Source organism: Nonomuraea sp. bgisy101, assembly GCF_057708945.1.
Genome location: NZ_JBYITD010000015.1, coordinates 21,486 through 46,683, shown reverse-complemented (window position 1 = coordinate 46,683; position 25,198 = coordinate 21,486). Strand labels below are relative to the sequence as shown.

The window sequence follows — 25,198 nt, the reverse complement described above, 5'->3', positions numbered from 1 at the left end:
GACTTCCCTTCCATGACCCTGACAGAAGACCAGGCGACCGCTCCCCGGCAGGTGCTGCCCGCCGAGGAGCGGCACGCCGCCGAGCTCTCCTTCCTCGCCGCCCACGACGACGGCCCCCGCCCGCCCGGCTGGGCCCTGACGCCGCGCGCGGTCGTGACGTTCATCTGCGGCAGCGGTGACGACACGCTGGAGGTGCCGAAGAACCGCCGTCCCGACGACGGCACCCCGGCCCGCATGAAGATCGCCGCCAAGTTCGTCGGCGAACGGGCGCTCGTCGAACGGTGTGTGGTGACCCTCGCGGGCGAACGCGGACTGCTGCTGGTCGGCGAGCCCGGCACCGCCAAGTCCATGCTGTCGGAGCTGCTGGCCGCCGCGGTGTGCGGCACCAGCGCGCTCACCGTGCAGGGCACCGCGGGCACGACCGAGGACGCCTTCCGCTACGGCTGGAACTACGCGCTGCTGCTCGCGCAGGGCCCCAGCCGCGGCGCGCTCGTCGACTCCCCCGTGCTGACCGCCATGCGGTCGGGACGCGTCGCCAGGATCGAGGAGATCACCCGCTGCCTGCCCGAGGTGCAGGACGCGCTCGTGTCGATCCTGTCCGACCGGCGGGTCAGCGTGCCCGAGCTCGCCGGCACCGCCGACGCGCAGGTGGCCGCCGCGCCGGGCTTCACCGTGATCGCCACGGCCAACCTCCGCGACCGCGGCGTCTCGGAGATGTCGGCCGCGCTGAAGCGGCGTTTCAACTTCGAGACCGTCGACCCCATCTCCGACGCCGGCGCCGAGACCACCCTCGTCCGCCGGCAGGCCACCGCGGTCGTCCAGCGGGCGGGCGCCGCGTTCGCCGTGGACGACGCCGTGCTCGAGGCGCTGGTCACGGTCTTCCGCGACCTGCGCACCGGCCGCTCGGACGAGGGCTGGGACGTCGAACGGCCCGGCACGGTGATGTCCACCGCCGAGGCCGTGCAGGTCGCCGCCTCGCTGGGCGTCGCCGCCGCCTACCTGCCGAGCGGCGACGTCCTCGACCTGGTGCCCGGCCACCTGCTCGGCGTGGTCCGCAAGGACGACCCCGCCGACCACGGGCGGCTGCTCGGCTACTGGGACGGGCCGGTGCGGCGCAGGGCCGAGGACGGCTCGGCCATGTGGCGCAGGCTCTGGGACCTGCGGGAGAGCCTCCGTTGACGGCACTGGTTCACGACGACAGGGCAGCCGATCCCCGGCGGGCCGTCGCCGCGCTGGCGGCGTCCGGCGTGCCGTACCTGCTGGGGGTGCGCCACCACAGCCCCGCGCTGGCGGTGGCGCTGCCCGCGCTGCTCGACGCGGCCGACGTCGAGGTGGTCTGTGTCGAGCTGCCCTCGGACTTCCAGCCGTGGCTGGAGTACCTGGCCGATCCCGCGACCATCGCGCCGGTGGCCCTCGCGGGGTCGGGGGCGGAAGGGCGGCTCGGGTTCTACCCGTTCGCCGACTTCTCTCCCGAGCTGGTGGCCGTCCGGTGGGCGTGGAAGCGCGGCGCCGAGGTGATCTGCTGCGACCTCCCGCTGTCGGACCCCGGCTGGCACGCGCCCGACGCGTCCGCCGGCGGCTCGGGCGGCGCGCCGTACGCCCGCGGGCTGTCCGCCTCCGGCACGGGCCGCGAGGGTGACGACATGTGGGACAGGGCGGTGGAGGTCCTCGCGCCCGGCTGCCCGCCCGAAGCGGTGCGGCGTGCCGCCCTCGGCGTCGGCTGGGCGCTGCGCCGCGACGCCGAGGCGGCAGGCGGCGTGCCGGCCAGCGACCTGGCGCGGGAGGCGCACATGCGCCGTGTCCTCGCCGGCGCGGCGGCCGGTGGGCGGCGCGTCGCGGCCGTGGTCGGCGCCTTCCACGCTCCGGCGCTGGTCTCCTCCGATCCGCCGCCCGATCCTGCGGTGCCCGGCACTCCTGCGTCTGTCACCTCGCTCGTGCCCTACGCCTTCGACCTGCTCGACTCGCGGTCCGGCTACCCCGCCGGCATCCGCGACCCCCGCTGGCAGCAGGCGGTGTTCGCGGCGGGCGGCGACCCCGACCTGGTCAGGGACGGCGCCGCCCGCGCGATCACCGACGTGTGCAGGGAGCTGCGCGCCGCCGGGCACACCGCGGGCACCGGCGAGGCCGTGGAGACTCTCCGCCTGGCCTGCGACCTCGCGCGGCTGCGCGGGCTGCCCGCCCCCGGCAGGGGCGAGCTGCTCGAAGCGGTGACGACCGTACTCGGCCAGGGCGAACCCCTCGGCAGGGGCCGCGCGCTGGCCCAGGCTCTCGACAAGGTGCTCGTCGGCGCGGAGCGAGGCAGGACCGCCCCCGGCACTCCCCGGTCCGGGCTCGGTCCCGCCGTCGAGGCCGAGCTCGCCGCCCTGCGGCTCCCGTGCCCCGACAACCCCGAGCCCCGGGAGGTACGGCTCGACCCGCTCCGCTCCGACCTGGACGCCCGCAGGGAGGTGGCGCTGCGCCGCCTGGTGGTCTGCGGCGTTGGATACGGCGAACCCGTCGAGGTGGCGGGAACAGGTGACGGCACCGCGCTCTCCACGAGATGGCGCCTGGCCTGGACTCCTGCGGTCCCCGCGCTGCTCGACCTGGCGGGCGTCCGCGGGGTGACCCTCGCCCAGGCCGCCGCGGGCACGCTGCGCGAGAACTTCCGCCGCGAGTCCGCCGAGGCAGGACCCACCTGCGCGCTGATCCTGGACGGCCTGCGCGCCGCGGCCCGCTGCGACCTGCCCGAACTGGTGGCCGACCGTCTCTCCGACGCCGCCGACGCGCTGCCCGCCGCCGCCACGCTCGCCGAACTGCTCGACGCGCTCGACCTGCTCGAAGCGCTGCGCCGCGAGCACCTGCCCGGCACCACGCCCGAGGGGCGCGAGCACGCGGCGGAGCTGGCGGGCACACTGCTCGACGCCGCGGTCCGCGCGCTGCCCGGCCTGGCGGGAAGCGACCAGCCGGAGGACGCGGCCGCGCTGGTCGCCCTGGCAGGCAGGGCCGGGGAGGAACGCCTCGGGCTGCGGATGGACGACACGCTGGCCGCTCTCGCGCGCTCCGGATCGCCGCTCATCCAGGGGGCGGCGCTCGCCGCTCGGGTGCTGCTCGACCTCGACGGCCCCGACGTGCTCGGAGCCAGGGCTGCCGGATGGGTCGACACCGCCACCGACGCGGACGGGCGCCGCCGCCTGAGCCGGCTGCTGAGCGGCGTGCTCGCGGCGGCGGCGCCCCTGCTCCAGTCGGCTCCCGCGGCGCTCGGCCCGCTCATGGACCGGGTCGACGCGCTGGCCGACAAGGAGTTCCTCGACCGGCTGCCGGCGTTGCGGGGCGGGTTCGACACCCTGGCCCCTGCCGGACGCGCCAGGCTGCTGAACGCGGTGTCGGAACGGCTCGGCGACCGGCTCGACGTGGCGCTGGACGCCCCGCCCGCGCTGCTCGCGATGTGGGCCGCGGCCGACGCGGCGGGCCTGGCCGCCCTGCGGGCGCTCCGGCTCCCTCTCGGCGAGGGATTCTCCGACGAGCCGGGCGCCTCTCCCGAGACGCGCGATCGCGCGGCCGACGCATCCCTCGACACGAGGAGCCGCCCACCGAAGCATCCGGATCAGCCGGCCGACGCCCCGCAGGCACCTCCGGGTGACGCGCTCCCTGAGGGCCGCCCGGCCGTACTGGATGACATGGCCGCTCAGGGGCTCGTCGTCGCGCGGAGGTTCAGGCCGGCCGACCGGTGGCGGCTGTTGCTCGGCAGGGAGTCCGACCGGCTCCCCGCGAGCGCGCGCTCCTACGCGCGCGCGTTGGACGAGCTGTACGGCGCCGGTCGCGGCGAAGGCGCGAACGACTTCGGGCCTGGCCAGGACGAAGGAGGGAACTCCGGCGGGAGGTGCGACTCGTTCCCCACCGCTCGCGAGTGGGCCGAAGAGCTCGAGGCGCTGTTCGGCACGGACGTCCGTGAGGAGGTACTGGCCAGAGCCGCCGAGGCCGGGCGAACCGACGTGCTGGACGTCCTCGACCCCGCCGCGGTGCGGCCGTCCGTCGAGCTGCTGACCTCCGTGCTGACGCTGGCGGGCGGCCTGCCCGAGCAGCGGCTGGCCAAGCTCAGGCCACTCGTCCGCCACCTGGTCGCCGAGCTCACCCGCGAGCTCGCCACCAGGCTGCGGCCCGCCTTGAGCGGGCTGGCCACGCCGCGCCCGACCCGCCGTCCTGGCGGACGGCTCGACCTCCCCCGCACCCTGCGGGCCAACCTGTCGCACACGCGCCGCATGGACGACGGCAGCTTGATGGTGGTCCCCGAACGGCCCGTGTTCAGCACCAGAGCCCGCAAGGAGGCCGACTGGCGGCTGATCCTGGTGGTCGACGTGTCCGGCTCGATGGAGGCGTCGGTCATCTGGTCGGCGCTGACCGCCGCGGTCCTGGCGGGCGTGCCGACGCTCTCCACCCACTTCCTGTCGTTCTCCACGCAGGTGATCGACCTGACGGGCAGGGTCGCCGACCCGCTCTCCCTGCTGCTGGAGGTGCAGGTCGGCGGCGGAACGCACATCGCCGCCGGGCTCGCCCACGCCAGGTCCCTGGTCACCGTGCCGAGCCGCACGCTCGTCGTGGTCGTCAGCGACTTCGAGGAGGGGTACCCGATCGGCGGCCTGCTCGCCGAGGTCCGCTCCCTGGCGGGCTCGGGCGTCCACCTGCTGGGGTGTGCGGCGCTCGACGACAGCGGTGTCCCCCGCTATTCGATACCCGTCGCCCAGCAGCTCGTCGCGGCCGGGATGCCCGTCGCCGCCCTCAGCCCGCTCGCCCTCGCCCGATGGGTGGGCGACCGCCTCCGCGGAGAAGCCCGGTGAACGCCCCGATGTCAACCGATCCGTCAGCGGGAGCACTCCCGCCCGCCGCACCGCACGTGGTGGCCGCGGCCGTCGAGTGCCTGACCTCCAGGCTGCGGAAGAAGCTGGACGCGGCGGTCGAGCAGTACGCCGCCGTGCCCGCCGTCACCGACGGCGAGGGCATCACGATCACCTGCGGCGAGGACGCGGTGGTCACCCTCTCACCGGGGTCGTCGGGTGTGATCGCGGAAGAGGGGCAGGCGCGGTGCAGTTGCCTGCTGGCACCCCGCTGCCTGCATCGCGCGGCGGTACTGAGCGCCTGCCCGGTACCGGACGCCGACACCCTCGCACCCGCCGACACGGTGGTGGATGCCGGCACCGCGACTGGCGCCGTCACCACGGCTGTCACCGACACGGTGACGGGCACCGTCACCGGGGCCGGCACCGATGCCCAGGTGGGCGCGGTCCCCGCTCCCGCATCCCACACCGGCTCCGGATCAGGTCCCCATCCCGCCTCCTCCGCCGGCGCGGCCGGACACGCGGCCACGCCCGAACAGGCGGATCCCACCCGTGCGCAGGTCGCGGCCGCCTCGGCGCTGTGGGACGCCGCGGCGGCGGTGCTGGCGGCGGGGGTTCCCGCGGCAGGCGCGGTCCTCCAGGCGGAGTTGCTCAGAGCCGCCCACACCGCCCGGCTGGCCGGGCTGCCCAACGCGGAGGCCGCCGCGCTGCGCGTCGTGCGCGGCCTGAGAGCGGCTCGCGAACGCCACGTCAGTCACCGCCTCGCCGACCTGGTGTCCGCCCTTCGCGAGCTCCTGCTCACCGCGGGCAGGCTGGCCATGGCCGACCCTGATCCGGCGCTGGTCGGCAGCGTTCGCAGAAACTACGAGCAGGGCGGGAGCCTGCGGGTGCACGGCGTCTGCAGGGAGCCGTTGATCAGCGCCACCGGATACGGCGGCGTGGTCACCCACCTGGTCACCGAGGACGGCCGGTGGTTCTCTGTGGCCGACGTCAAGCCGGGCGGGGCGGCGCGCGCCCGTGGGGCGGCCACCGCGACCGTCGCCATCGGCTCGGCCATGCTGAACCACGCGCAACTGGCGCGGGCGGGACTGCTGATCACCGGTGCGACGATCTCGCCCGACGGCCGCCTGGGCGCGGGCGCGGGCGTGCGTGCCACCCCGCTCCCGAGCAGGCCGTGGACCACCGGTCCGCTGGCCGCGCTGTTCGCGCGCCCGCTGGCCGACGTCACAGGGACGCGGCTGTCGGGTGACGCGTGGCGCGAGCAGGACGTGGCCCGCGAACCGGTCGGCTGCGACCTGGTGATCGTCGGAACGGCCGGCGACGCCGTACTCGCTCGCGAGCTCCTGCCCGCCCCCGCGGCCGAAACGACCGATGCCGCAGGGGGCGTGACGACCGGCTCCGTCACCACAGCCGACGACTCCGTCCCGGGCGGTCCGTCCGGCGCGGGCCGGACGGCCGGCGGTCCGGTACCGCGGGCGCGGCCTGGCGGGCCGCTGATCCGGCTCGTACCCGCCGGCCTGCATCCCGCCCTGGCCCACCTCGACAACCTGCGGCGGCTCGCCTCACGCCCCGGCCTGCTGGTGCGCGTGGTGGGCCGGGTGGATCCCGACAGGGCCGCCACCCTGGTGCCGCTCGCCGTGGGGCCCGTGCCGGGCGCGGAGGCGACCCTACGCCTTCCGCCCGAATGGCAGGGCAGGGCCGACCTCGGCTACGACCGCCTGCAGGGCTCCCACCTTCCCCCGGAGGACGCGTGCCTCCCGTGGCAGGCGGAAGCGGGCGACGACGTGGACCCGCTGGCGGGCGCGCCGCTGTGGCGGGTGCGTCGCCTGGTCGAGCTGGCCGTGTCGGGCGGGCGCAGGGCGGTGGCCGAACCGGCGCGCAGCGGAGACGCCCGCGTCCAGGCCTCCGCCCTGCGCGGCGCCGGGTTCATGGCCGCCGCGGAGCTGGTCACCGAGCTCACCGCCGAGGCCGACCGCAGGTCTCGCGACGTGTTCGGCCGCTTGGCCGAGTCCGACGCCGATCGATACGCGTGGGCGTGGCTGGCCGCCGCGACGCATCTCGCCGCGACGGAACGGGCCCTGGTTCGGGCCTCCTGGCAGCCCGCGGTGTGACGGCGTGGAGGGTACGGCCGGGCGGGGAACCCCTGCCCGGCCGTACCCGACGATCACGGAGCTGGACGCCCCTGCACGCGAGGCGACGAACGTGAGCCCGCGCGAGGCGACGCATGCTGAGCCGGCGAGGCGAGGCCGAGCTAGAAGTAGCGCGAGCTGAGGTCCGTGGTCGGCCAGGTGGTCACCTTGCCGATCTCGGCGTTGATCAGCGGGCTGAGCCCGTCGAAGTCGGGGGACCCGCTCTCCTCGCCCCTGTTGAACAGAGCCGCGTAGGTGAAACCGTTCTGCAGCCTGGCCAGGTAGGTGTAGGTCCCGGGCAACGACCCGTTGTGCCAGGTGTTGAGGTGTCCAGGCACCTGGCGCACCCACCAGCCGGCGCCGTACCAGGCGACACCGTCGGTGAGGAGTGGGTTCGGCTTGGCGAGCATCCTGTTGATGGACGTCGCGTTCAGCACCGCTCCCGGCGCGTCGAGCACCTTCGCGAACCGCACCAGGTCGACCGCTGAGGCCAGCCATCCGCCGCCCGGCCCGCGGTTGGTCATGCTGAAGCCGCCGTACGGCCTCGGCACCACCGCGCCCGACGCGTCCGTCACGGTCACGGCGGTGCCGTCGGACTCGTAGATCACCTCGCCGGGCGCCGCCTGCGACCTGAGGGTACGGCCGAGCCGGAGGCGGGTGATGCCCACGGGCGCCAGGATGCGCTGCCTGACATAGGACTCGTAGCTCATCCCCGAGACCTTCTCGACGATCCGCCCGAGCAGCATGTAGCCGTAGTTGCTGTAGGCGTACTTCGTGCCGGGTTCGAAGTCGAGCGGGCGGCTGCCGGCGTACTTGATGATGTGGTCCTGGGTGATCGGCAGCGGGACGCCGAGCGCCTTGGAGATGGCGTGGTCCATGTAGAGGTAGTCGCCGGAGACGTCGCGGTCCCAGCCGCCGGTGTGCTGCAGCAGCCGCCACACCGACACCGTCGCCAGCCGGGCGTCGGCGGTGGTCGGCAGTCCCAGGAGGGTGGCGACCGACGCCGACAGGTTGAGCTTGCCGTCCTGCGCCAGCCTCATGATCGCCGTGGCCGTGATGTGCTTGCTCAGGCTGGCGATGCGGAACAGCGAGGTCGGGGTCACCGCGGGGATGGCCCTGCCGTCGTCGGAGTACCGGTAGCCCCTGGCGAGCACGAGCTTGCCGTTCTTGGAGATGGCGAGCTGGGCGCAGGAGATTCCGCGCTCGACGATGAAGGTCTTGAGCACCCTGTCGAAGCCGGCGAGCGCGGTGGGCGCCACCCCTGAGGTCTCCACCGTCGCGGCGAGTGCGGAGCGGGCCGCCGTGGCGCCCCATGTGATGGCCGGCACCGTCACGGCACCGGCCTGGAGGAATCTCCGCCTGCTCAGCATTCCCGCGTCCACCTTCCGGCCGCCGTTTCGGATGAGTGAGGCGCGTATTTTTGCATGGTCATATATCTAGCGGATCAACCTCACTCTTTGCTGGCGTATGTCCGCATTTGTTGCGGCTCCGCAGAGCCGTTATCCGCGCTTCGCGGACGACGGCACGCGCTCGCGGTGGTCGGCACCCGCTTGTGCCCCGAAGAGTGACCTTTCAGACCAGGACCGTCCGGTAGCCGGACATGAGCATGAACAGGTCCGGGTCCCCGCCGCAGAACGTGATCGCGAAGTCGACCCATGTGAGCTGCGGGCAGTCCTTCGACGAGAGGCAGATCCGCCGGCGGCGTTCCTCACCTCGATCTCCTCGCCCTCGGAGATCTCCGGCGGGTGCGAGGCGCTGATCAGCCCGTCCGTCGGCACGACGGAACATGGGCCGACCACCCGCCTGTACGGATCGTCACCCGGGCATCGCCGGGCCGCGCAGAGGAGTCGTGGTGCCGCAACTATCGTGGGGTGAAGTACGGCCCCGCCTTGGGGGAGGCGGGACGGGGGGAGTGGACGGCATGCCCGAGACCAGTGCAAACGCAGACACCGAGCGGCGCGACGCGCTCGCCGACAGGCTCTTCCGCGACACCATCGCCATGCAGGAGATGCTGCACATCTACGTGGGCGACCGGCTCGGGCTCTACACCGCGCTCGCGGGAGCCGAGTCGATGTCCCCGCAGGAGCTCGCCGACCAGGCGGGCATCGCCGAGCGGTACGCCCGCGAGTGGCTGGAACAGCAGGCCGTCGCGGGCATCCTGGACGTGATGGAAGACGACGGTGGCAGGCGCCGTTACCGGCTCCCGCCCGGGGCCGACGAGGTGCTGTGCGAGCCGGAGAGCCTGTACTACATGGCGCCGTTCGCGCCGCTCGTGGTCAGCCTCGCCCAGGCGCTGCCGCAGGTCGTCGAGGCGTTCCGCAGCGGGGGCGGCGTGCCGTACGAGGCCTATCCCGGCGTGGCCGACGCGATCGCCCGCGGCAACCGGCCGATGTTCGTCAACCAGCTCGCCGCCGAGTGGATCCCGGCGCTGCCCGACATCGAGGCCAGGCTACGCGGTACCGACCCTCCCGCGCGCGTCGCCGACCTCGGCTGCGGGACCGGCTGGTCGACCCTCGCGCTCGCCCGGGCCTACCCTGACGCCCGCGTCGACGGCATCGACCTCGACGAGGGGTCGATCGAGACGGCCCGCGGCAGGGCCGAGCGGTCCGGGCTGGCCGAGCGGGTCACCTTCGCCTGCCGTGACGCGGCCGACCCCGGCCTGAGCGGGCGCTACGACCTGGTGACGCTCTTCGAGACGCTGCACGACATGTCCAGGCCGGTCGAGGTGCTGCGGGCGGTCAGGGGCATGCTCGCTCCCGGCGGAACGGTGCTGGTGGGCGACGAAAAGGTCGCCGAGACCTTCACCGCGCCCGGCGACGACGTCGAGCGCTTCCAGTATGGCTGGAGCGCCCTGCACTGCCTGGCCGCCTCCATGGTCGACCCCGAGTCGGCCGCCACCGGGACGGTGATCCGCCCGGAGACGGTCCGCCGCTACGCCGACGAAGCCGGCTTCAGCAACGTCACGATCCTGCCTGTCGAGCATGACCTGTGGCGCTTCTACCGCCTCGACCCATGAGCGTCAGGTAGGCCGCGCGTACGGCGAGCGCGCGCTCGAGCTCGCGGATCACCGGCGGGAAGAACTCCTTGCGGTAGTGCGGATCGGTCATGGTGGAGATCGCGAAGTACATGCTCGCGAACCCGGCGAGCAGCAGCGACACCCGCAACAGCGCGACCGGGAGCACGGGGATCAGATTGGACGGGTTCGGCGGCGATCCGATCCACTGCTGCATCGTCGCCGGGTCGATGAGCACCAGCCCGATCGAGACGAAGAACAGGAACATGCCGACGCCCACCACGGCCGCCTGGGTGAGCTGCCTGCCGGCCAGCAGGAGCAGCCGGTTGAAGCTCTGTCTGCGGGTCAGCGGGACCGCGGCGGCGCATTCGTCCAACGCCCCTTCGAGAGGCGTCCCGCGACAGGCGGAGAGCATCTCCGGGATGGACAGGCGCTGCTCGATCTGCTGGATCTCCTCGCGCAGCCGGGCGGCGGAGGCGCAGACGGTCACGGTCGCGAAGATCCCGATCACCACGCTCTCCCGCCACCACGACAACCTGTCGGCCAGCTGCCACAACTCGCCGGTGAAGAAGAAGAACAGCGTGAGGAACAGCAACAGGGGCAGGCTGCGCGCCTGCAACTGCACGCTGTCCCTGACGTCGCGGACGACGTGCAGGAGGGCGCGCCCGGCCAGCGGCACGAGCCCGTAGGCGGTGGCAAGGTAGGCCACAGGGAAGAACGTCCCCAAAATCACTACGCTGCCGACGGCGCTTACCGTCACCTCCGGCCCGGAGAACTCGACCATCCCGATCGCGCTCGCCCAGTAGAGGCAGACGGACGCGAACCTCGTCCAGCGCACGGCGACGGAGCGACGCGTGACGCCGATCCAGTAACGCAGCGCGAACGCTCCAGCGGCGGCGACGCAGTACAGGACGATCACCATGTTCTGCAGCGGCCTTTCCAACAGGCCCGTCACGCCCACGAAGGCCAGCACGGGTGCCATCCGGGCGAGTGTGTCGCGCCGGCCGTCATCGAGGCGGAGCGTGGGCAGCCCCTGGCGCACGAACCATCGCTCGACCTGGCTCACCCGCGGGTCTCGTCCCGCGCTCGGTTCCGGTGGGCGGCCGGCTTCGCGCACGGCCGCCGAAGCGGATTGCCGCGTGTACGTCACCATCGTCCCCCCGTCGGCGGCTGTCTTGGGCTACCACCGTGCGGGACGCCGGTTGACGACCGCTTGCAATGCCGGTGCTGTGCACTGGACATCGGCCTGAACAGCCCCGGGGCCGATCTCCTGGAGATCGGCCGTCCCGCCCGAGCAGGACGGTGCGCTCGGGCTGCGCGTTCCCGCCAAGGTGGAGCGGAGCCCTCCGACACCGCGTTGAGAGGTGGGAGGACGAGCCTGCGCGGCTGAACGGCGCCACAAAGGGGAGGGGGTGAAGTTCGGCGTGGACGCCAACGCGCAGGACGGCGCGTGCCGCGATGCTGAAGCTCATGGCCGAACTCCTCATCTCCGCCCCGGCCGGGGTCACGATCCGTTCCCTCCATGGCACGCGGGCACTGCAGTGCGCCGACCGACTTCTGCGTGGGGTCTGGGGAACGAGACGCGGCGACGACCCGCCGATCCCGCTGGATCTGCTGTGCGCGTTCGCCCACACCGGCGGATATGTGGGCGGTGCCTTCATCGGCGAGGAGCTCGTCGGGGTGGCCGCGGGGTTCCGCGCGGCGGACCGCAGCCTGCACTCGCACGTCGCGGGCGTGGCTGCGGGCGCACGCGGGCGTGGCGTCGGCAGGGCGCTGAAGGAGCACCAGCGGGCGTGGGCTGCCGAGCAGGGGCTGGCCGCCGTGTCGTGGACGTTCGACCCTCTGGTGCGGCGCAACGCCTTCTTCAACCTGGCCCGCCTGGGCGCCCGCGTCGACGCCTACCTGCCCGACTTCTACGGGCCGATGACCGACGGCATCAACGACGGCGGACCCTCCGACCGGCTCTACGTCACCTGGCCGACGGATGCGGCCGCTCCCCCGCCGTTGTCGGACCACGATGGTGTGGTGGTGGTCGACGAGGCCGGGACGGTACGGGAAGCCGGTGACGCGCCGCTGCTGCTCTGCGCGACCCCGGCGGACGTCGAGTCGATGCGCGCGGCGGACCCGGCGGCGGCCGGGCGGTGGCGGGCGGCGCTGGAACGCGGGCTCGGGGACGCGCTCGGCCGCGGCTACCGGGTGACCGGGTTCACCCGCTCCGGCTGGTACCTGCTCGCCCGCGGGGGTGCAGCCTGAAGCTGGGCACTGTCGGCGAGCATGCCCTGAATCAGCTGGAAGCGCCGCCCGGGCTCTGGACACGGGCATCGTCTGGATCAACACCCACGCCGCCACCGTCGCTCCGCCCGAGCACAGCAGAGCGACGGGCTCCTGTATCGTCGCGCGCCGACCCCCGCCGGCCCGCACCGCGCGGTCAGGGATGAGCTCGGAGCGCCGCCGCCAGCCAGGCGAAGTCGTCCAGGTGCGAGGAGGGGGCCGGTTCGCCGTTGACGGTCGCGAGGAGCTGCCGGTAGCGCTCGGTTCGAGCGTCGCCTCCGGATTCCAGCCGCGCCAGCACCTGGGTCCGGTCGGCCGGGCCGAGGAGCCGGTCCAGCACGTGGGCCGCCGCGGCCGAGTCGGGGCCGATCCCGCGCTCACGGGCCTCGCCGACCATTCCGCCGACCTTCTTGGCGAACCACTGGTAGGCGCCGGGCTCGCGGCCCGGCCCCTCCGGAGGACGTCCGGCGGCGTGCTGCTCGGCCATGGCGCGCATCCGCCGCCGGAAGTCCCTGTCCTGGACGAGCTCGGCGAGCTCGATCCAGGCGTCGACCTGCTCGGGGGTGGGGTCGGCGGGCAGGTCCGCCGGCGTGTGGCGCATGCGCTCCTTCAGTTCGGGGTCGGCGTCGAGGCCGCCGAAGACCTCCTCCAGGAAGTCCTCGATGATCTGACGGCGCTCGTCGCCGGTGAGCCTGGCCAGTCTGTCCAACAGGGTCAACTCCTCTGGTCGGGGGCGTCGCCTGGCGAGCGTGCTGAGCACCGCCCGGCGCAGCCGGAGGACGCGGATCTGCGCGTCCAGTGCCATGACGTGGGTTTCGGCGACGTCCGCGATCGTGGTCCGCTCCTCCAGCACCCGGCGCACGTCCCCCAGTCCCAGCCCGAGCTCGCGCAGGCTCCGGATGAGCTCCAGCCGGGCCACGGACCGGGCGTCGTAGAGCCGGTAGCCGCTTTCGCTCCGGCCCGCCGGCGGCAGCACCCCGACGTCGGACCAGTACCGGATCGTGCGCACCGGCATCCCCGTATGCTGGGACAGCCGGCCGATGGTGAGCGGTTCGCCGCGGTCGTCGTCCATGACCATGAGTGTGGACCTTCCAGCCGCTGGAGACTCAAGCCCTTCGGCTCGCCCCTCTCGCCGACAGCGGGCGACTCGAGCGCCTCCCGCACGCGGCAGCGCAGCCGCCATGCTCGGCGACTCCTCCTGGAGCCTCGTCCTCGCGAACGGCCTGCACGCGCGCGCATGCCTGGGAAACAATCACGGTGACTCCTGTGCGAGTGCGGAGGGAACCGCGATGAGAAAGATCATCTTGATGATGTCGGTGTCGCTGGACGGATTCTTCGAGGGACCGGACCGCGAGCTCGACTGGCATCTGGTCGACGACGAGCTGCACGACCACTTCAACGAACAACTCGGCGCCATGAGCGCCTTCCTCAGTGGCCGGGTCACCCACGAGCTGATGGCCGAGGCCTGGCCGACGGCCGACAAGGACCCGTCGAGCACCCGGCCGATGGTCGAGTTCGCCCGTATCTGGCGGGACATGCCGAAGATCGTGTTCTCCCGGTCCCTGGAGAAGGCCGACTGGAACACCGCGGTGCTGCGGAACGTCGACCCTGAACAGATCAGGGAGCTCAAGGCGCGGCCAGGTGGCGACATGGCGCTCGGCGGGGCTGATCTGGCCGCGGCCTTCATGCGCGAGGACCTGGTCGACGAGTACCGGCTCTACGTCCACCCGGTCGTCATCGGGCGGGGCAGGCTCCTGTTCCGGCCATCGGACTCCAGGGCCGAGCTGCGGCTCATCGAGACCAGGGCCTTCGGCAACGGGGTCGTCCTGCTCCGCTATCTGCGCCCCGAAAGGTCAGCCGCCTGACCCTTCGGCGATGATCTGAGCGACCCGCGCGGGCGCGACGCCGGTCGTGTCGACGACCTCGGCTTCGCGGGTCAGCCACGGCAAGGCGTCGCGGTAGTCCGCGAGGTGGTCGAGCCGCCACTGGCGTGCGCCGGTCTCGATGGTGTCGGTCTCGATCCGCCGGGTGAGCGTGTCCTGGTCGGTGTGCAGCACGACGTGACGCAGGGGGATGCCCTCCTTCTCCAACCCGGCGCGGATCTCCGTCCAGTACTCCTCGATCAGCACCGTCTGCGGGATGACGAGCACTCCGCCCACGTAGTCGAGCAGGCGGAAGGCGGTCTGGACGACCAGCGCGCGCCACGGGGTCCACTCCTGGAAGTTCCTGACCTTGGGCAGGCCCTCGACGTGGTAGAGCATGTAGCCCACCTGCTCGGCGTCGAAGATCCGCGCATCGGGAACGACCTTGACGAGCTCGCCCGCAGTGGTCGTCTTGCCCGCGCCGAAAGTGCCGTTCAACCAGATGATCATGACGTGAGCCTAGCCGTTCCGCCCCTCGTCCATGATGCCGATGATCTCTCTTGGCCGGGACCCGCCGGGACGCGGCAGCCTCGTGATGTCGCCTTTCTCGGCCGCATCCGGCGGCGTCCGGGCGGCGGTAGGGTGAATTCTTAGGAGAACACCCCGGCATGTGGTTAAACGACCTTCTGGCTGTGAAGGGTGACGATATGGACGCCATCATCTTCGCCTGCCCGGCCGCATGAGCAACTCGCAGATGCGACCCCGGATCGTGGTCGATCCGTTCGCCGCGGCCGACGGTAGCGAGCTGCTCGACGCCACACCAGGCCTGTGGGTCGATGATCGCGACGACGACGACCCGGTGCTGCTGCGTGCCGACGGCAGCCCGGTCGACACGTGGCGCCAGCACTACCCCTACCCGGTCCGCCTCCAGCGAGCGGAGTACGAGCACGACAAGCGGCTCCTGCAGATCGAACTGCTCAAGCTGCAGTACTGGATCAAGCGCACGGGCCTGCGACTCGTGGTGCTGTTCGAAGGGCGCGACGCCGCGGGCAAGGGCGGCACCATCAAGCGCTTCATGGAGCACCTCAACCCGCGCGGCGCCACCGTGGTCGCGCTGGAGAAGCCCAGCGAGCGCGAACGCACCCAGTGGTACTTCCAGCGCTACGTCGCCCACCTGCCCGCCGCGGGCGAGATGGTGCTGTTCGACCGATCCTGGTACAACCGCGCGGGTGTCGAGCGGGTGATGGGGTTCTGCACCGAGGAGGAGTACCGGGAGTTCATCGAGCAGGCGCCGCGCTTCGAGCAGCTCCTCGTCGAGTCGGGGCTGCACCTGATCAAGCTCTGGTTCTCGGTCTCGCGCGCCGAGCAGCGGACCCGGTTCATCATCCGCCAGGTCGACCCGGTACGTCAGTGGAAGCTGTCGCCGATGGATCTGGCCTCGCTCAACAAGTGGAACGACTACACCAGGGCCAAGGAGGACATGTTCCTGCACACCGACACCGAGGCGGCGCCGTGGACCGTCATCAAGAGCAACGACAAGAAGCGTGCCCGGCTGGAGGCGATGCGCCACGTCCTCAGCAGGTTCGACTACGACGACAAGGACGCCGACGTGGTGGGCATCCCCGATCCACGCATCGTGATCTCCGCCGCCGACATCTTCGACGAGGACCACGCCGCCGATCACGAACGGTAGCCTCGTGGCGTTCTCCCCTCCACAACTCGTCGAACGCGCCCTCACCGTCCCCTTCGAGGGAGTGATGGTGGAACCCGTGGGCGGTGGAGACGTCGGCGTCCTGGTCCTGGCGGGCTCGAGTGGCCGGATCGCGACGGAGCGCTCGCGCCTGCTGGCGCGGACAGGCGCCGTGGCGTTGTCGATCCGCTGGTTCGGCGGACCTGGCCAGCAGGAGGGAATCTGCGAGGTCCCACTGGAACGGTTCTCCACCGCCATCGGTCTGGTGGAGCGCCGCGGCGTCCGGCGCGTCGGCATCGTGGGTCTGTCCAAGGGCGCCGAGGCCGCCTTGCTGGTCGCCGGACTCGATCCGCGCGTCGACGCCGTGGTCGCGCTCTCGCCCAGCTCGGTGGCCTGGGCGAACGTCGGAGCGGGGCACGACGGTCGCGCCCTGCCGTACCGGTCCTCATGGACGTGGCGTGGAGGAGAGCCGCTGCCGTTCGTTCCCTATGACGACACCTGGACTCCCGCCGAGCGGGACGGCGCGCCCGTCGCGTTCCGCGCGCTCTACGAACGCAGCCGACAGCGTTTCGCGCGTGAGGCGGAGGCCGCGGCGATCCCGATCGAGCACGCGGCCTGCGACCTCCTTCTCGTCGCGGGCGGAGACGACCTCATGTGGCCCTCCTTGCCGTTCGCCGAGGAGCTGGTGGCCCGCCGTACCGCGTCGGGGCACTCGACGCGCCTCGTCAGCAGTCCGGACGCCGGCCATCGCCCCAGGCTTCCTGGCGAAGCGCCGGCCCCGCCGTCCACGGCCTACGTCTACGGAGGCTCCGACGAGGCGGATGCCGCGCTGGGGACCGCGGCGTGGCCCCACATCCTTGAGACCCTCCAGATCATGTGACGTTCCTGGCGACCGGACTCTGAGGGGTGTGTGGGGAAAGGTTGAACGACGCGGGGCACCCCCACGCGGAGGTGACGCTCCGTGATGTGTTGTACTCAGATAACCCCCGCCTTCGGTGATATCCGTTTCAGCATGGGTTGGAGGCAGGTATGTCCATGAGTCGTGGACCAATGTGTCAGGTCGTCCCCCACTATGACCGGTTGAGCATCACCGGATGGGAGCCGGCGCGATACGTGCCTGCCGCGGAGGACCATGATGGCTCGCACGCCACGCTCACCCTGGAGATCGTCCAGGCGTCCGTGATGGTGATCTGCGAGGTCCACGACTGGTGCGGACGGGTGCCCGTGGACTCCGACTACCGGCCGCCGGGGTACGAGCCCTGGCCGATCTGACGCCTCAGCACGCGCACCCGGGCCGGCCGTCGCCGGGTGTGTCCAGTCGTCCGCCGTCCACGCCGCCAGGGTGGGCGGCGTCGGCGGTACGGCCGGGCAGCACCCTCTGATCGCCGCCTGCGGCGGGTATCGCGGCGGCACTATACACCGAACCAAGCGCTTGCTACGCTCCGCCCATGACGCCCACGATCGTCTGGGGTACCGGCAACGTCGGCCGTGCGGCCATCCGTGCCGTCGAGGCCCATCCGGCGCTGAATCTCACGGCCGTGCTCGTCCACGACCCCGGCAAGGTCGGCCGCGACGCAGGCGATCTCGGCGACCTCGGCTACGACCTGGGGATCGCGGCGACCGACGACGTCGCCGCGGTGCTGGCCGCCGGCCCCCGCGCCGTGGTCTACGCGGCGTCCGGCGACATCCGCCCCGATGAGGCCCTCGCCGACATCATCAGGGCGATCCGGGCGGGAGCCGTGGTCGTCACTCCCTCGATGTACGCGCTCTACGACCAGCGCAACGCCTCGCGGGAACTGCGGGAGCCGGTGCTTGCCGCCATCGCGGACGGCGGCGGCTCGCTGTTCGTCTCCGGCGTCGACCCCGGCTGGGGCAACGACGTGCTGCCCCTGCTGATCAGCGGGCTCGGCACCACTGTGGACGTGATCCGCTGCCAGGAGATCTTCGACTACTCGACCTACGACCAGCCCGACTCGGTCAGGTACCTGGTCGGTATGGGCCAGCCGATGGACTACGAGCCGCCGATGATCGCGCCGACGGTCCCGACCATGGTGTGGGGCGGGCAGGTACGGCTGATGGCCAGGGCTCTCGGGGTCGAACTCGACGAGATCCGCGAGACCGTCGACCGGCGTCCGCTCGAATCCACGGTGAGCACCAGGACGATGGGCGCGTTCGAGGCCGGCACCCAGGGCGCGGTGCGGTTCGAGGTGCAGGGTGTCGTCGAGGGCGAACCCCGCATCGTCGTCGAGCATGTCACCCGCATCCACCCGTCCTGCGCGCCGGACTGGCCGACGCCGCCCGACGGCGAAGGAGCGCACCGGGTGATCATCGAGGGCCGCCCGCGCATCGAGGTCACGGTCGAGGCCACCGACGAGGGCGACAACCGGTCCGCGGGCGGGAACGCCACCGCCGCCGGCCGGCTGGTGAGCGCCATCGACTGGCTGGTGGAGGCGGAACCCGGCCTCTACGACGCGCTCGACGTCCCCCTGCGCCCCGCGGTCGGCAAACTCGGGAGGAAACAGCCGTGAACATCGACATCCCTGAGGGCAAGGACGCGATCGAGTACGTGTGGGGCGAGATGGTCCCCGGCATCGGGATCGCCGCCTCGAACTTCTCGCTGTCGGTCTACGCCAACACCACTCTCGGGCTCCGCGAGTTCGAGGCGGCACGGCTGCGGATCGCCCAGATCAACGGGTGCGTCTTCTGCCTCGACTGGCGGACCGAACGGGACGGGCAGAAGGTCGAGGAGAGCTTCGCCGACGCGGTGGCCGAGTGGCGCACGACCGACGCCTTCGACGACCGCACCAGGCTGGCCGCGGAGTACGCCGAGCGGTACGCCCTGGATCACCACGGCCTCGACGAGGAGTTCTGGACTCGGATGACCGCGCACTACAGCCAGCTCGAGATCGTGGAGCTGACCATGAGCCTCGGTTCCTGGCTGGCGTTCGGCCGACTCAACCGCGTGCTGGGACTCGACACCGTGTGCATGCTGCCCAGCGGTCCATCGCCCTCTGTCAGGCGATAGCCCCGCTGCGACCCGACCATCAGACAACCGGCTACCGATTCAAGGCGCGAGCACCATGTAGAACCTGTTCTCATTTAGTCGAGTGTGAGGAACGTCGCATGAGCACCACCTCGCGTTCTACAGGCCCCAGAGATCTGTCGCGCCGCGGATTCATCGCTGGAACCGGCTCCATTCTGGGAGTCGCGGCTCTCACCGGCCGCGCCGGCGCGGCCAGGGCGCAGGCCGTAGCGTCCGCCCCTCCGATCGCCAACGGGGCCCACGTCCCCGCCCTGGTGGTCGGCACCGGGTACGGCGGCTCCGTCGCCGCCCTGCGACTCGCCCAGGCGGGCGTCGACGTGCACATGATCGAGATGGGCATGGCCTGGGACACCCCCGGCCCCGACGGCAAGATCTTCTGCAACACGCTCGAGCCCGACCACCGGTCCTACTGGCTGCGTACCAGGACCAAGGCGCCGCTCAACTACTTCCTCGGCTTCCCGATCGACAGGAACATCTCCCGCTACACCGGGATCCTGGACGCCGAGGACTTCAGCGGCATCACGGTCTACCAGGGTCGCGGGGTCGGCGGCGGCTCGCTGGTCAACGGCGGCATGGCGGTCACCCCCAGGCGGGAGAACTTCGGCGCCGTCCTGCCGTCGGTGAACGCCGACGAGATGTACGACATCTACTACCCGCGCGCCAACGCGGGACTCGGGGTCAACACGATCGACCCGGCCTGGTTCGACTCCGCCGCCTGCTACCAGTACGCCAGGGTGGGCCGCAAGCACGCCCAGCGTTCGGGCTTCCCGTTCGTCTTCGTGCCCGACGTGTACGACTGGGACTACATGAAGCAGGAGGCGGCCGGCACCGTCACCAAGTCGGCGCTGGCCGGCGAGATCCTTTACGGCAACAACCACGGCAAGAAATCACTGCAGCTGACCTACATCGCCCAGGCGAAGGCCACCGGCAGGGTCGCCGTCTCGCCGCTGCACAAGGTCACCTCGGTCTCCCCGGCGGCCGGTGGCGGCTACACGGTCGTCATCGAACAGCTCAACACCAACGGCGACACCACGGCCACCAAGACCGTGACCGCGGACAGGGTGTTCTTCGCCGCGGGCAGCGTGGGCACCAGCAAGCTGCTGGTCAAGCTGAAGGCGACCGGCGCGCTGCCCAACCTGAACGACGAGGTCGGCAAGGGCTGGGGCGACAACGGCAACGTCATGTGCGGCCGCGCCAACCATCTGTGGGACCCGACGGGCAAGCTCCAGTCGACCATTCCCTGCTCCGGTATCGACAACTGGGCCGCCGGTGGCGCGTTCGCCGAGGTCGCGCCGCTGCCGACGGGGATCGAGACCTACGCCTCGTTCTACCTGTCGATCACCAAGAACCCGAACCGCGCGCAGTTCTCCTGGAACGCCGCGACGGGCCAGGTCGACCTCAACTGGCAGACGGCCTGGAAGCAGCCGTCCATCGACATGGCCAAGACGATCTTCGACAAGATCAACGCGAAGGAGGGGACGATCTACCGGACCGACCTCTTCGGCGTCTACAAGATCTGGGGCGATCACCTCACCTACCACCCGCTCGGCGGCGCGGTGCTGAACAAGGCCACCGACAACTACGGCCGCCTCACCGGTCACCCGGGCCTGTACGTCATCGACGGCTCGCTGATCCCGGGCAACACCAGCGTCAACCCGTTCGTCACGATCACGGCGCTCGCCGAACGGAACATCGAGAAGATCATCGCCACCGACCTGCGATGACGTGATGCGGCGGTCGGCCACGGGCGCGTGTGGCCGACCCGTTCTCCGAGGATCCGCCCTGGCCGTACCGCTCCCTGATGAGGGTCACGATCTCCCTGGCACGATGGGATGATGACTGCCTACGTCCTGCGTCCCGCGGTCCCCGAGGACTACGACCCGATCGCCGGCGTGGTCGACGACTGGTGGGGACGGCCGATCCTGCCGTCGCTGCCCAGGTTGTTCCTCGACCACTTCCACCGGACCAGCCTGGTCGCCGAGCGCGAGGACGGCCGGATGGCCGGGTTCCTGATCGGCTTCCCCTCCCCTTCCCTGCTGGACGAGGCCTACATCCACTTCGTGGGCGTCTCCCCTGAGGCGAGGGCAGGCGGCGTCGGCCGCAGCCTGTACGACCGTTTCTTCGCGATCGCCCGCGATCACGGCAGGCGGACGGTGAAGGCGGTGACCTCCCCGGTCAACGCGCCGTCCATCGCGTTCCACCGGCGCATGGGCTTCACCGTCAGCGACCCCGTTCCCGGCTACGCGGGCCCCGGCACCGCGCTGGTCACGTTCGAACGCGCCATCTAGCGCGCCCTCCGTGCCTGGCGCGGCGCGGGAGTACCCGCCGGGGTCCTCCCGCGTCCACCACCCGTCAGCCGAAGTCCGCCGAGCCGTGCACGATGGTGCCGCCCACCATGGTGAGCAGGACCTTGGTTTTCGCGATCTCCTCCGCGGGGATCTTCATGACGTTGCGGTCGAGCACGATCAGGTCGGCCAGCTTGCCGACCTCCAGCGAGCCGGTGTGCCGTTCCTGCCGTAGCTGGTAGGCGCCGTTGACGGTCGCCGCGCGGAGGGCGGCGGCGCGGGGCAGCCGCTGGTGCGGGGTCATCGCGCCCTGCTTGGCGAACGCGCTGCCGGGCGCGGCGGTGCGGGTGATGACGGTCTTGATCGCGGTCCACTCGTCGAGCGGGTCCACCGGCCAGTCGCTGCCGAGGGAGACGCGGCCGCCCTTGCGGAAGATGTCGCCCTCGGGCTCGTAGGTGGCCCAGCGCTCGGCGCCCAGGTACGGCTTGACCGTCTCGACGGAGTCCGGCGCGGGTTTGGCCCAGTGGAAGCCCATGGCGGCGACCACGTCCAGCCTGCCGAAGCGCGGGATGTCGGCCGGGTCGACGAGCTCGGCGTGCGCGATCGCGGGGCGGGTGCCGGTGTACCCCGACCGGCGCAGCAGCGCGTAGGCGTTGAGCGCGACGCGCACCGCCCGGTCGCCGATGGCGTGGATGTGCGGGTCGAACCCGGCCTTCGCCAGCTTGAGCACGACGGCGTCGAGCTTCCCCTGTTCCCAGTACTGGGCGCCCTTCTCGCGGCCCGGCACCCAGCGGTCGTGCCGGTGCACGAGGTACGGCTCGAGCAGTCCGGCGGTCTGGGCGGGGTACTGCAGGACCCCGTCCATGAACAGCTTGACGTTGTGCACGGCGACCTTGGCCCTGGCGGTGACCCTGCCGTTGTCGTAGCGGCGGCGCAGCCGGGCCGGTTCCTTGAGCGGGTCGGCGTCGGTGACGTTGATCAGCGGGGCGAAGTGGGCTCGGGCGGTGAGCTCTCCCCGCTTCTGCAGGGTGGTGAACGCCCGCAGCCCCTCCTCGGAGGCGACGGCGTCCATGAACGTGGTGACGCCCTGCTGCGCGAGCGCCGCCAGGGCGGTGCGGGCGATCTCCACGTTCTCGGCGGCGGTCGGCTTGGGGATCTTCCTCTCGACCAGGGTGGACGCGCCGTCCTGCAGGACTCCGGTCGGCTCGCCCGACCCGTCGCGCTCGATGGTGCCGTCGGGTGGGTTCTTCGTCCTGGCGGTGATCCCCGCGAGCTCGAGCGCGCGCGTGTTGACCAAGGTGGTGTGGCCGTCGGTCGACTGGACGATGATCGGCCGCTTGGTGTCCAGCGCGTCCAGGTGCGCCCTGGTCAGCTTGGTTCCCTTGGGACGCATGGCCTGGACGTACCAGTGGGAGACGACGACCCAGGCGCCGGGCTCCTTGTCCTTGGTTTTGTCCAGGTAGGCGCGGATCTCGTCCTGGAACCGCTCGACGGTGAGGGAGGCGTACTTCAGGTCGCAGCCGATCAGCCCCTGGCCGCCGGACATCGGGTGCATGTGCCCGTCGTGCAGCCCCGGCATGACCATCCGGCCGCCCAGGTCCACCACCGTGGTGCCGTCGCCGATGTGGCGGGCCGCGCCCTCGACGCTGCCGACGTAGACGATGCGGCCGCCGGAGACGGCTAATGCGCGGTGCACGCTGTCGCGGGCGTCGACGGTGTAGACGTAGCCGTTGGTCAGGACGAGGTCGGCGGCCGAGGCGGCTTCGGCGGGCGCGGTGAAGCCGTCGGCGACGGCCGAGGCTGCCACCACGGCGCCGGCGGCCAACACGGCCCGGCGGGGCGGGTTATTCTCCACGGGGTTCTCCTCAGAATGCGACGGGTGGATGGCTGGACAGAGCGGCAAGACGCAGGAGCGCGGCAGGCAGGCCAGGCGCAAGGTGGTGGAGGCGGCGCTCTCGGTGATCGCCGAGCGGCCGGTGGCGGAGATCCAGGTGCAGCAGATCGCCGATCGGGCGGGGATGAGCCCGGCGCGGGTGCTCTACTACTTCCCGTCAAGGGACGAGATCTTGGCCGAGACCTTCCGGTGGAGCGAGCGCGAGCTGGCCGAGCGGCGAGCCAGGGAACTGGTCGGCGAACCGCAGGAGCGGCTCGAGCGGTATGTACGGATCTATCTGCCCGTGGATCGGCATGACGTCTCCTGGAAGCTGTGGCTGGAGGCCTGGCTGCGCGCGGTGTCCAATGACGCGATGAGCCGCACGGCTGACGAGATCGACAGCGGGTGGATGCGGGATCTGTCCGCGATAGTCCGGGACGGCATGGCGTGCGGGGTCTTCCGCTCGGTGACCGTCGAGGAGTTCCTGCCGTCGTTCAACGCACTGCTGGACGGGCTCGCGGTTCATGTGCTCATCGGACGGCTTGACCAGGCGCAGGCCGTAAGGGCCGCGCTGCGTCATGCCGAGGGAGAGCTGCACGTCCCACGAACTTGAATGGAATTTAAGTTCTGTGGCGCGTGCGCGTCAACGGCTTGCGGCATCGCGCCACCCCTGCCGATCGGAGAGATGGGCGATCCGAGCCTGTCGATCCGGCCGGCGGCCGTTCGTATGGATGTCGAGACGCCGGCACGGTGCCGGCGCGCGAGAGGGGCCGTGATGAGGAAGACCGAGCTCCGGACGCTGCTCACCGGCCGGGGACTGGTCGAGTCGCCGCGCTGGCACGGTGACCGGCTGTACTTCTCCGACTGGTCCGCGGGCGAGGTCATCGCCCTCGACCTCGACGGCGACGACGAGGTGGTCGCGCACGTCGAGTCGTTGCCGCTGTGCACGGCCTGGTTGCCGGACGATCGGTTGCTGATCGTCTCCTCCCGGGACGGGCGGCTGCTGCGCAGGGAACCCGACGGGTCCCTCGTCACTCACGCCGAACTCGGCCCGCCCGGCTGGAACGACATCGTGGCGGACGGCCGCGGCAACGCCTATGTCAACCGCGGCGGCTTCAACCCGATGGCGGGTGAGCCGTTCAGACCCGGTTTCGTCTTCCTGGCCACCGCCGACGGCTCGGTGCGCCAGGTCGCCGACGACATCGCCTTCCCCAACGGGATGGCGGTGACCGCTGACAACTCCACCCTGATCGTCGCGGACTCCTACCGGCACAGCCTCGTGGCCTTCGACATCGGCGCTGACGGCGGGCTGTCGCGACGGCGCGTCTGGGCCGACCTCGGCGAGGGCACACCCGACGGCATCTGCCTCGACGCGGGGAACGCCGTGTGGTACGCCGACGTGCCCAACCGGCGGTGCGTACGCGTGGCCGAGGGCGGCACGGTGCTGGACACCGTCACACTCGACCGCGGCGCCTTCGCCTGCGCCCTGGGCGGCACCGACGGGACGACCCTGTTCATCGTGGCCGCCGAATGGCGGGGCATGACCGAACCGGAGATGGTGACGCCAGGCTCAGGCCAGGTGCTCGCGACGCAGGTCGGCGTGCCTCAGGCGGGCTGGCCGTGACGTGCGCCCCGACCGGCGGCACGCCGTCCCCGACCAGGCCGGCAGGCTCCGCGGCCATCGCCCGCCTGCGGGCCGAGGCCGAACGCCTCACCGGCGTCACCCTGCCCGCCACCGTCGCCTGAGCGGGCGCGAACGCAGCGGCGATCGAGCCCGGAGGCGTCACGCGCCCGCCCCCTACCTGAGAGGTCATCGACGGGCGACGGCCGTTCCGTGATGCTGGAACCCATGAGCCAGGTGGTCATCGGTGTGGTGATGGTCTTCTTCGCGGGGATGGGGATCTACGGTCTGATCTCGCCCGCCTCGCTGGTGGCACCGTTCGGGACGGCCCTGCTGTCGGCCGACGCCCGCAACGAGGTCCGCGCCGTGTACGGCGGTTTCGGCCTGGCCGTGGCCGCGGCCCTCGCCGTCGCCATGCACGACGTCCGGCTGCGTGTCGGCGTCACGACGACCGTGGCCCTGGCACTCGCCGGCATGGCCGCGGGACGGATCATCTCCATGATCGTCGAGCGTCCGTCCCGGTTCTATCCCACCGTCCTCTACCTGATCGTCGAGGCGACTCTCGCCGCGGCTCTGTCAGCCGCCCACTGATCTGTCAGC

22 protein-coding genes are annotated in these 25,198 nt (G+C 71.7%); 17 read left to right on the top strand and 5 right to left on the bottom strand.

What is annotated here, in order from left to right:
- The first annotated feature begins 12 nt into the window (after positions 1–12).
- The 3 genes from AC3EO4_RS27095 to AC3EO4_RS27085 are packed head-to-tail and all read left to right on the top strand — an operon-like array spanning position 13 to position 6,922.
- Complete coding sequence (locus AC3EO4_RS27095) at positions 13–1,179, top strand: ATP-binding protein (RefSeq protein ID WP_431898436.1); 1,167 nt, start codon at positions 13–15, stop codon at positions 1,177–1,179.
- The gene (locus AC3EO4_RS27090; protein WP_431898435.1) at positions 1,176–4,814 is read left to right on the top strand and encodes a vWA domain-containing protein; all 3,639 of its coding nucleotides are present in this window, start codon (positions 1,176–1,178) and stop codon (positions 4,812–4,814) included. Before AC3EO4_RS27095 ends, AC3EO4_RS27090 begins: the two co-directional genes overlap by 4 nt.
- Before the next feature lie 8 nt (positions 4,815–4,822).
- A complete protein-coding gene (locus AC3EO4_RS27085; protein ID WP_431898434.1) occupies positions 4,823–6,922 on the top strand; it encodes a hypothetical protein in 2,100 nt (699 codons plus the stop codon).
- A gap of 140 nt (positions 6,923–7,062) precedes the next feature.
- Here the strand turns inward: AC3EO4_RS27085 and AC3EO4_RS27080 are convergent, their stop codons facing one another.
- Positions 7,063–8,310 (bottom strand): serine hydrolase domain-containing protein, encoded by a 1,248-nt coding sequence (locus tag AC3EO4_RS27080; RefSeq protein WP_431898433.1) that lies wholly within the window; start codon positions 8,308–8,310, stop codon positions 7,063–7,065.
- A gap of 551 nt (positions 8,311–8,861) precedes the next feature.
- Between AC3EO4_RS27080 and AC3EO4_RS27075 the strand changes: the two genes are divergently transcribed.
- On the top strand, positions 8,862–9,956 hold the full coding sequence (locus AC3EO4_RS27075; protein ID WP_431898432.1) for a class I SAM-dependent methyltransferase: 1,095 nt from the start codon (positions 8,862–8,864) through the stop codon (positions 9,954–9,956).
- On the opposite strand, the gene AC3EO4_RS27070 is transcribed toward AC3EO4_RS27075, so the two are convergent.
- Complete coding sequence (locus AC3EO4_RS27070; RefSeq protein WP_431898431.1) at positions 9,901–11,019, bottom strand: hypothetical protein; 1,119 nt, start codon at positions 11,017–11,019, stop codon at positions 9,901–9,903. The two genes, AC3EO4_RS27075 and AC3EO4_RS27070, sit on opposite strands and share 56 nt — an antisense overlap.
- Positions 11,020–11,423: 404 nt before the next feature.
- Between AC3EO4_RS27070 and AC3EO4_RS27065 the strand changes: the two genes are divergently transcribed.
- Positions 11,424–12,206: a GNAT family N-acetyltransferase gene (locus AC3EO4_RS27065; protein ID WP_431898430.1), complete on the top strand. Its 783-nt coding sequence runs from the start codon at positions 11,424–11,426 to the stop codon at positions 12,204–12,206.
- 175 nt (positions 12,207–12,381) lie between these two features.
- Here AC3EO4_RS27065 and AC3EO4_RS27060 read toward each other — a convergent pair whose 3' ends face one another.
- Entirely contained in the window at positions 12,382–13,296 is a 915-nt protein-coding gene (locus tag AC3EO4_RS27060; protein WP_431898429.1) for a MerR family transcriptional regulator, read from the bottom strand.
- A gap of 217 nt (positions 13,297–13,513) precedes the next feature.
- Between AC3EO4_RS27060 and AC3EO4_RS27055 the strand changes: the two genes are divergently transcribed.
- Positions 13,514–14,089, top strand: a complete 576-nt coding sequence (locus AC3EO4_RS27055) for a dihydrofolate reductase family protein (RefSeq protein ID WP_431898428.1) — start codon at positions 13,514–13,516, stop codon at positions 14,087–14,089.
- Here AC3EO4_RS27055 and AC3EO4_RS27050 read toward each other — a convergent pair.
- Positions 14,078–14,596, bottom strand: coding sequence for an AAA family ATPase (locus AC3EO4_RS27050; RefSeq protein ID WP_431898427.1), 519 nt, complete (start codon positions 14,594–14,596; stop codon positions 14,078–14,080). The two genes, AC3EO4_RS27055 and AC3EO4_RS27050, sit on opposite strands and share 12 nt — an antisense overlap.
- A gap of 229 nt (positions 14,597–14,825) precedes the next feature.
- Between AC3EO4_RS27050 and ppk2 the strand changes: the two genes are divergently transcribed.
- From ppk2 to AC3EO4_RS27015, 7 genes are all read left to right on the top strand, one after another.
- On the top strand, positions 14,826–15,779 hold the full coding sequence (gene ppk2, locus AC3EO4_RS27045; protein ID WP_431898426.1) for a polyphosphate kinase 2: 954 nt from the start codon (positions 14,826–14,828) through the stop codon (positions 15,777–15,779).
- 4 nt (positions 15,780–15,783) lie between these two features.
- Positions 15,784–16,656, top strand: a complete 873-nt coding sequence (locus tag AC3EO4_RS27040; protein ID WP_431898425.1) for an acyl-CoA thioester hydrolase/BAAT C-terminal domain-containing protein — start codon at positions 15,784–15,786, stop codon at positions 16,654–16,656.
- A 200-nt stretch (positions 16,657–16,856) separates the two neighbouring features.
- A complete protein-coding gene (locus AC3EO4_RS27035) occupies positions 16,857–17,048 on the top strand; it encodes a hypothetical protein (protein WP_379575763.1) in 192 nt (63 codons plus the stop codon).
- A gap of 176 nt (positions 17,049–17,224) precedes the next feature.
- Complete coding sequence (locus tag AC3EO4_RS27030; protein ID WP_431898424.1) at positions 17,225–18,304, top strand: NAD(P)H-dependent amine dehydrogenase family protein; 1,080 nt, start codon at positions 17,225–17,227, stop codon at positions 18,302–18,304.
- Positions 18,301–18,801 carry a carboxymuconolactone decarboxylase family protein gene (locus AC3EO4_RS27025; protein ID WP_379575761.1) on the top strand — a complete coding sequence of 167 codons (501 nt, stop codon included), beginning with the start codon at positions 18,301–18,303 and terminating at the stop codon, positions 18,799–18,801. The genes AC3EO4_RS27030 and AC3EO4_RS27025 overlap by 4 nt, the downstream gene beginning before the upstream one ends.
- Before the next feature lie 98 nt (positions 18,802–18,899).
- The gene (locus AC3EO4_RS27020) at positions 18,900–20,543 is read left to right on the top strand and encodes a GMC oxidoreductase (RefSeq protein ID WP_431898423.1); all 1,644 of its coding nucleotides are present in this window, start codon (positions 18,900–18,902) and stop codon (positions 20,541–20,543) included.
- 111 nt (positions 20,544–20,654) lie between these two features.
- Positions 20,655–21,107: a GNAT family N-acetyltransferase gene (locus tag AC3EO4_RS27015; RefSeq protein ID WP_431898422.1), complete on the top strand. Its 453-nt coding sequence runs from the start codon at positions 20,655–20,657 to the stop codon at positions 21,105–21,107.
- A 64-nt stretch (positions 21,108–21,171) separates the two neighbouring features.
- Here the strand turns inward: AC3EO4_RS27015 and AC3EO4_RS27010 are convergent, their stop codons facing one another.
- Complete coding sequence (locus AC3EO4_RS27010; RefSeq protein ID WP_431898421.1) at positions 21,172–22,959, bottom strand: amidohydrolase; 1,788 nt, start codon at positions 22,957–22,959, stop codon at positions 21,172–21,174.
- Positions 22,960–22,987: 28 nt separating this feature from the next.
- On the opposite strand from AC3EO4_RS27010, the gene AC3EO4_RS27005 reads away from it, so the two are divergent.
- The 4 genes from AC3EO4_RS27005 to AC3EO4_RS26990 all read left to right on the top strand — a co-directional run bounded on the left by AC3EO4_RS27005 (position 22,988) and on the right by AC3EO4_RS26990 (position 25,189).
- Positions 22,988–23,590, top strand: coding sequence for a TetR/AcrR family transcriptional regulator (locus AC3EO4_RS27005; RefSeq protein ID WP_379575757.1), 603 nt, complete (start codon positions 22,988–22,990; stop codon positions 23,588–23,590).
- Between the two features lie 162 nt (positions 23,591–23,752).
- Complete coding sequence (locus tag AC3EO4_RS27000) at positions 23,753–24,601, top strand: SMP-30/gluconolactonase/LRE family protein (RefSeq protein ID WP_379575756.1); 849 nt, start codon at positions 23,753–23,755, stop codon at positions 24,599–24,601.
- Positions 24,598–24,723: a hypothetical protein gene (locus AC3EO4_RS26995; protein ID WP_431898420.1), complete on the top strand. Its 126-nt coding sequence runs from the start codon at positions 24,598–24,600 to the stop codon at positions 24,721–24,723. The genes AC3EO4_RS27000 and AC3EO4_RS26995 overlap by 4 nt, the downstream gene beginning before the upstream one ends.
- A 103-nt stretch (positions 24,724–24,826) precedes the next feature.
- Positions 24,827–25,189, top strand: a complete 363-nt coding sequence (locus AC3EO4_RS26990) for a DUF4345 family protein (RefSeq protein ID WP_431898419.1) — start codon at positions 24,827–24,829, stop codon at positions 25,187–25,189.
- The last annotated feature ends 9 nt before the right edge of the window (positions 25,190–25,198 follow it).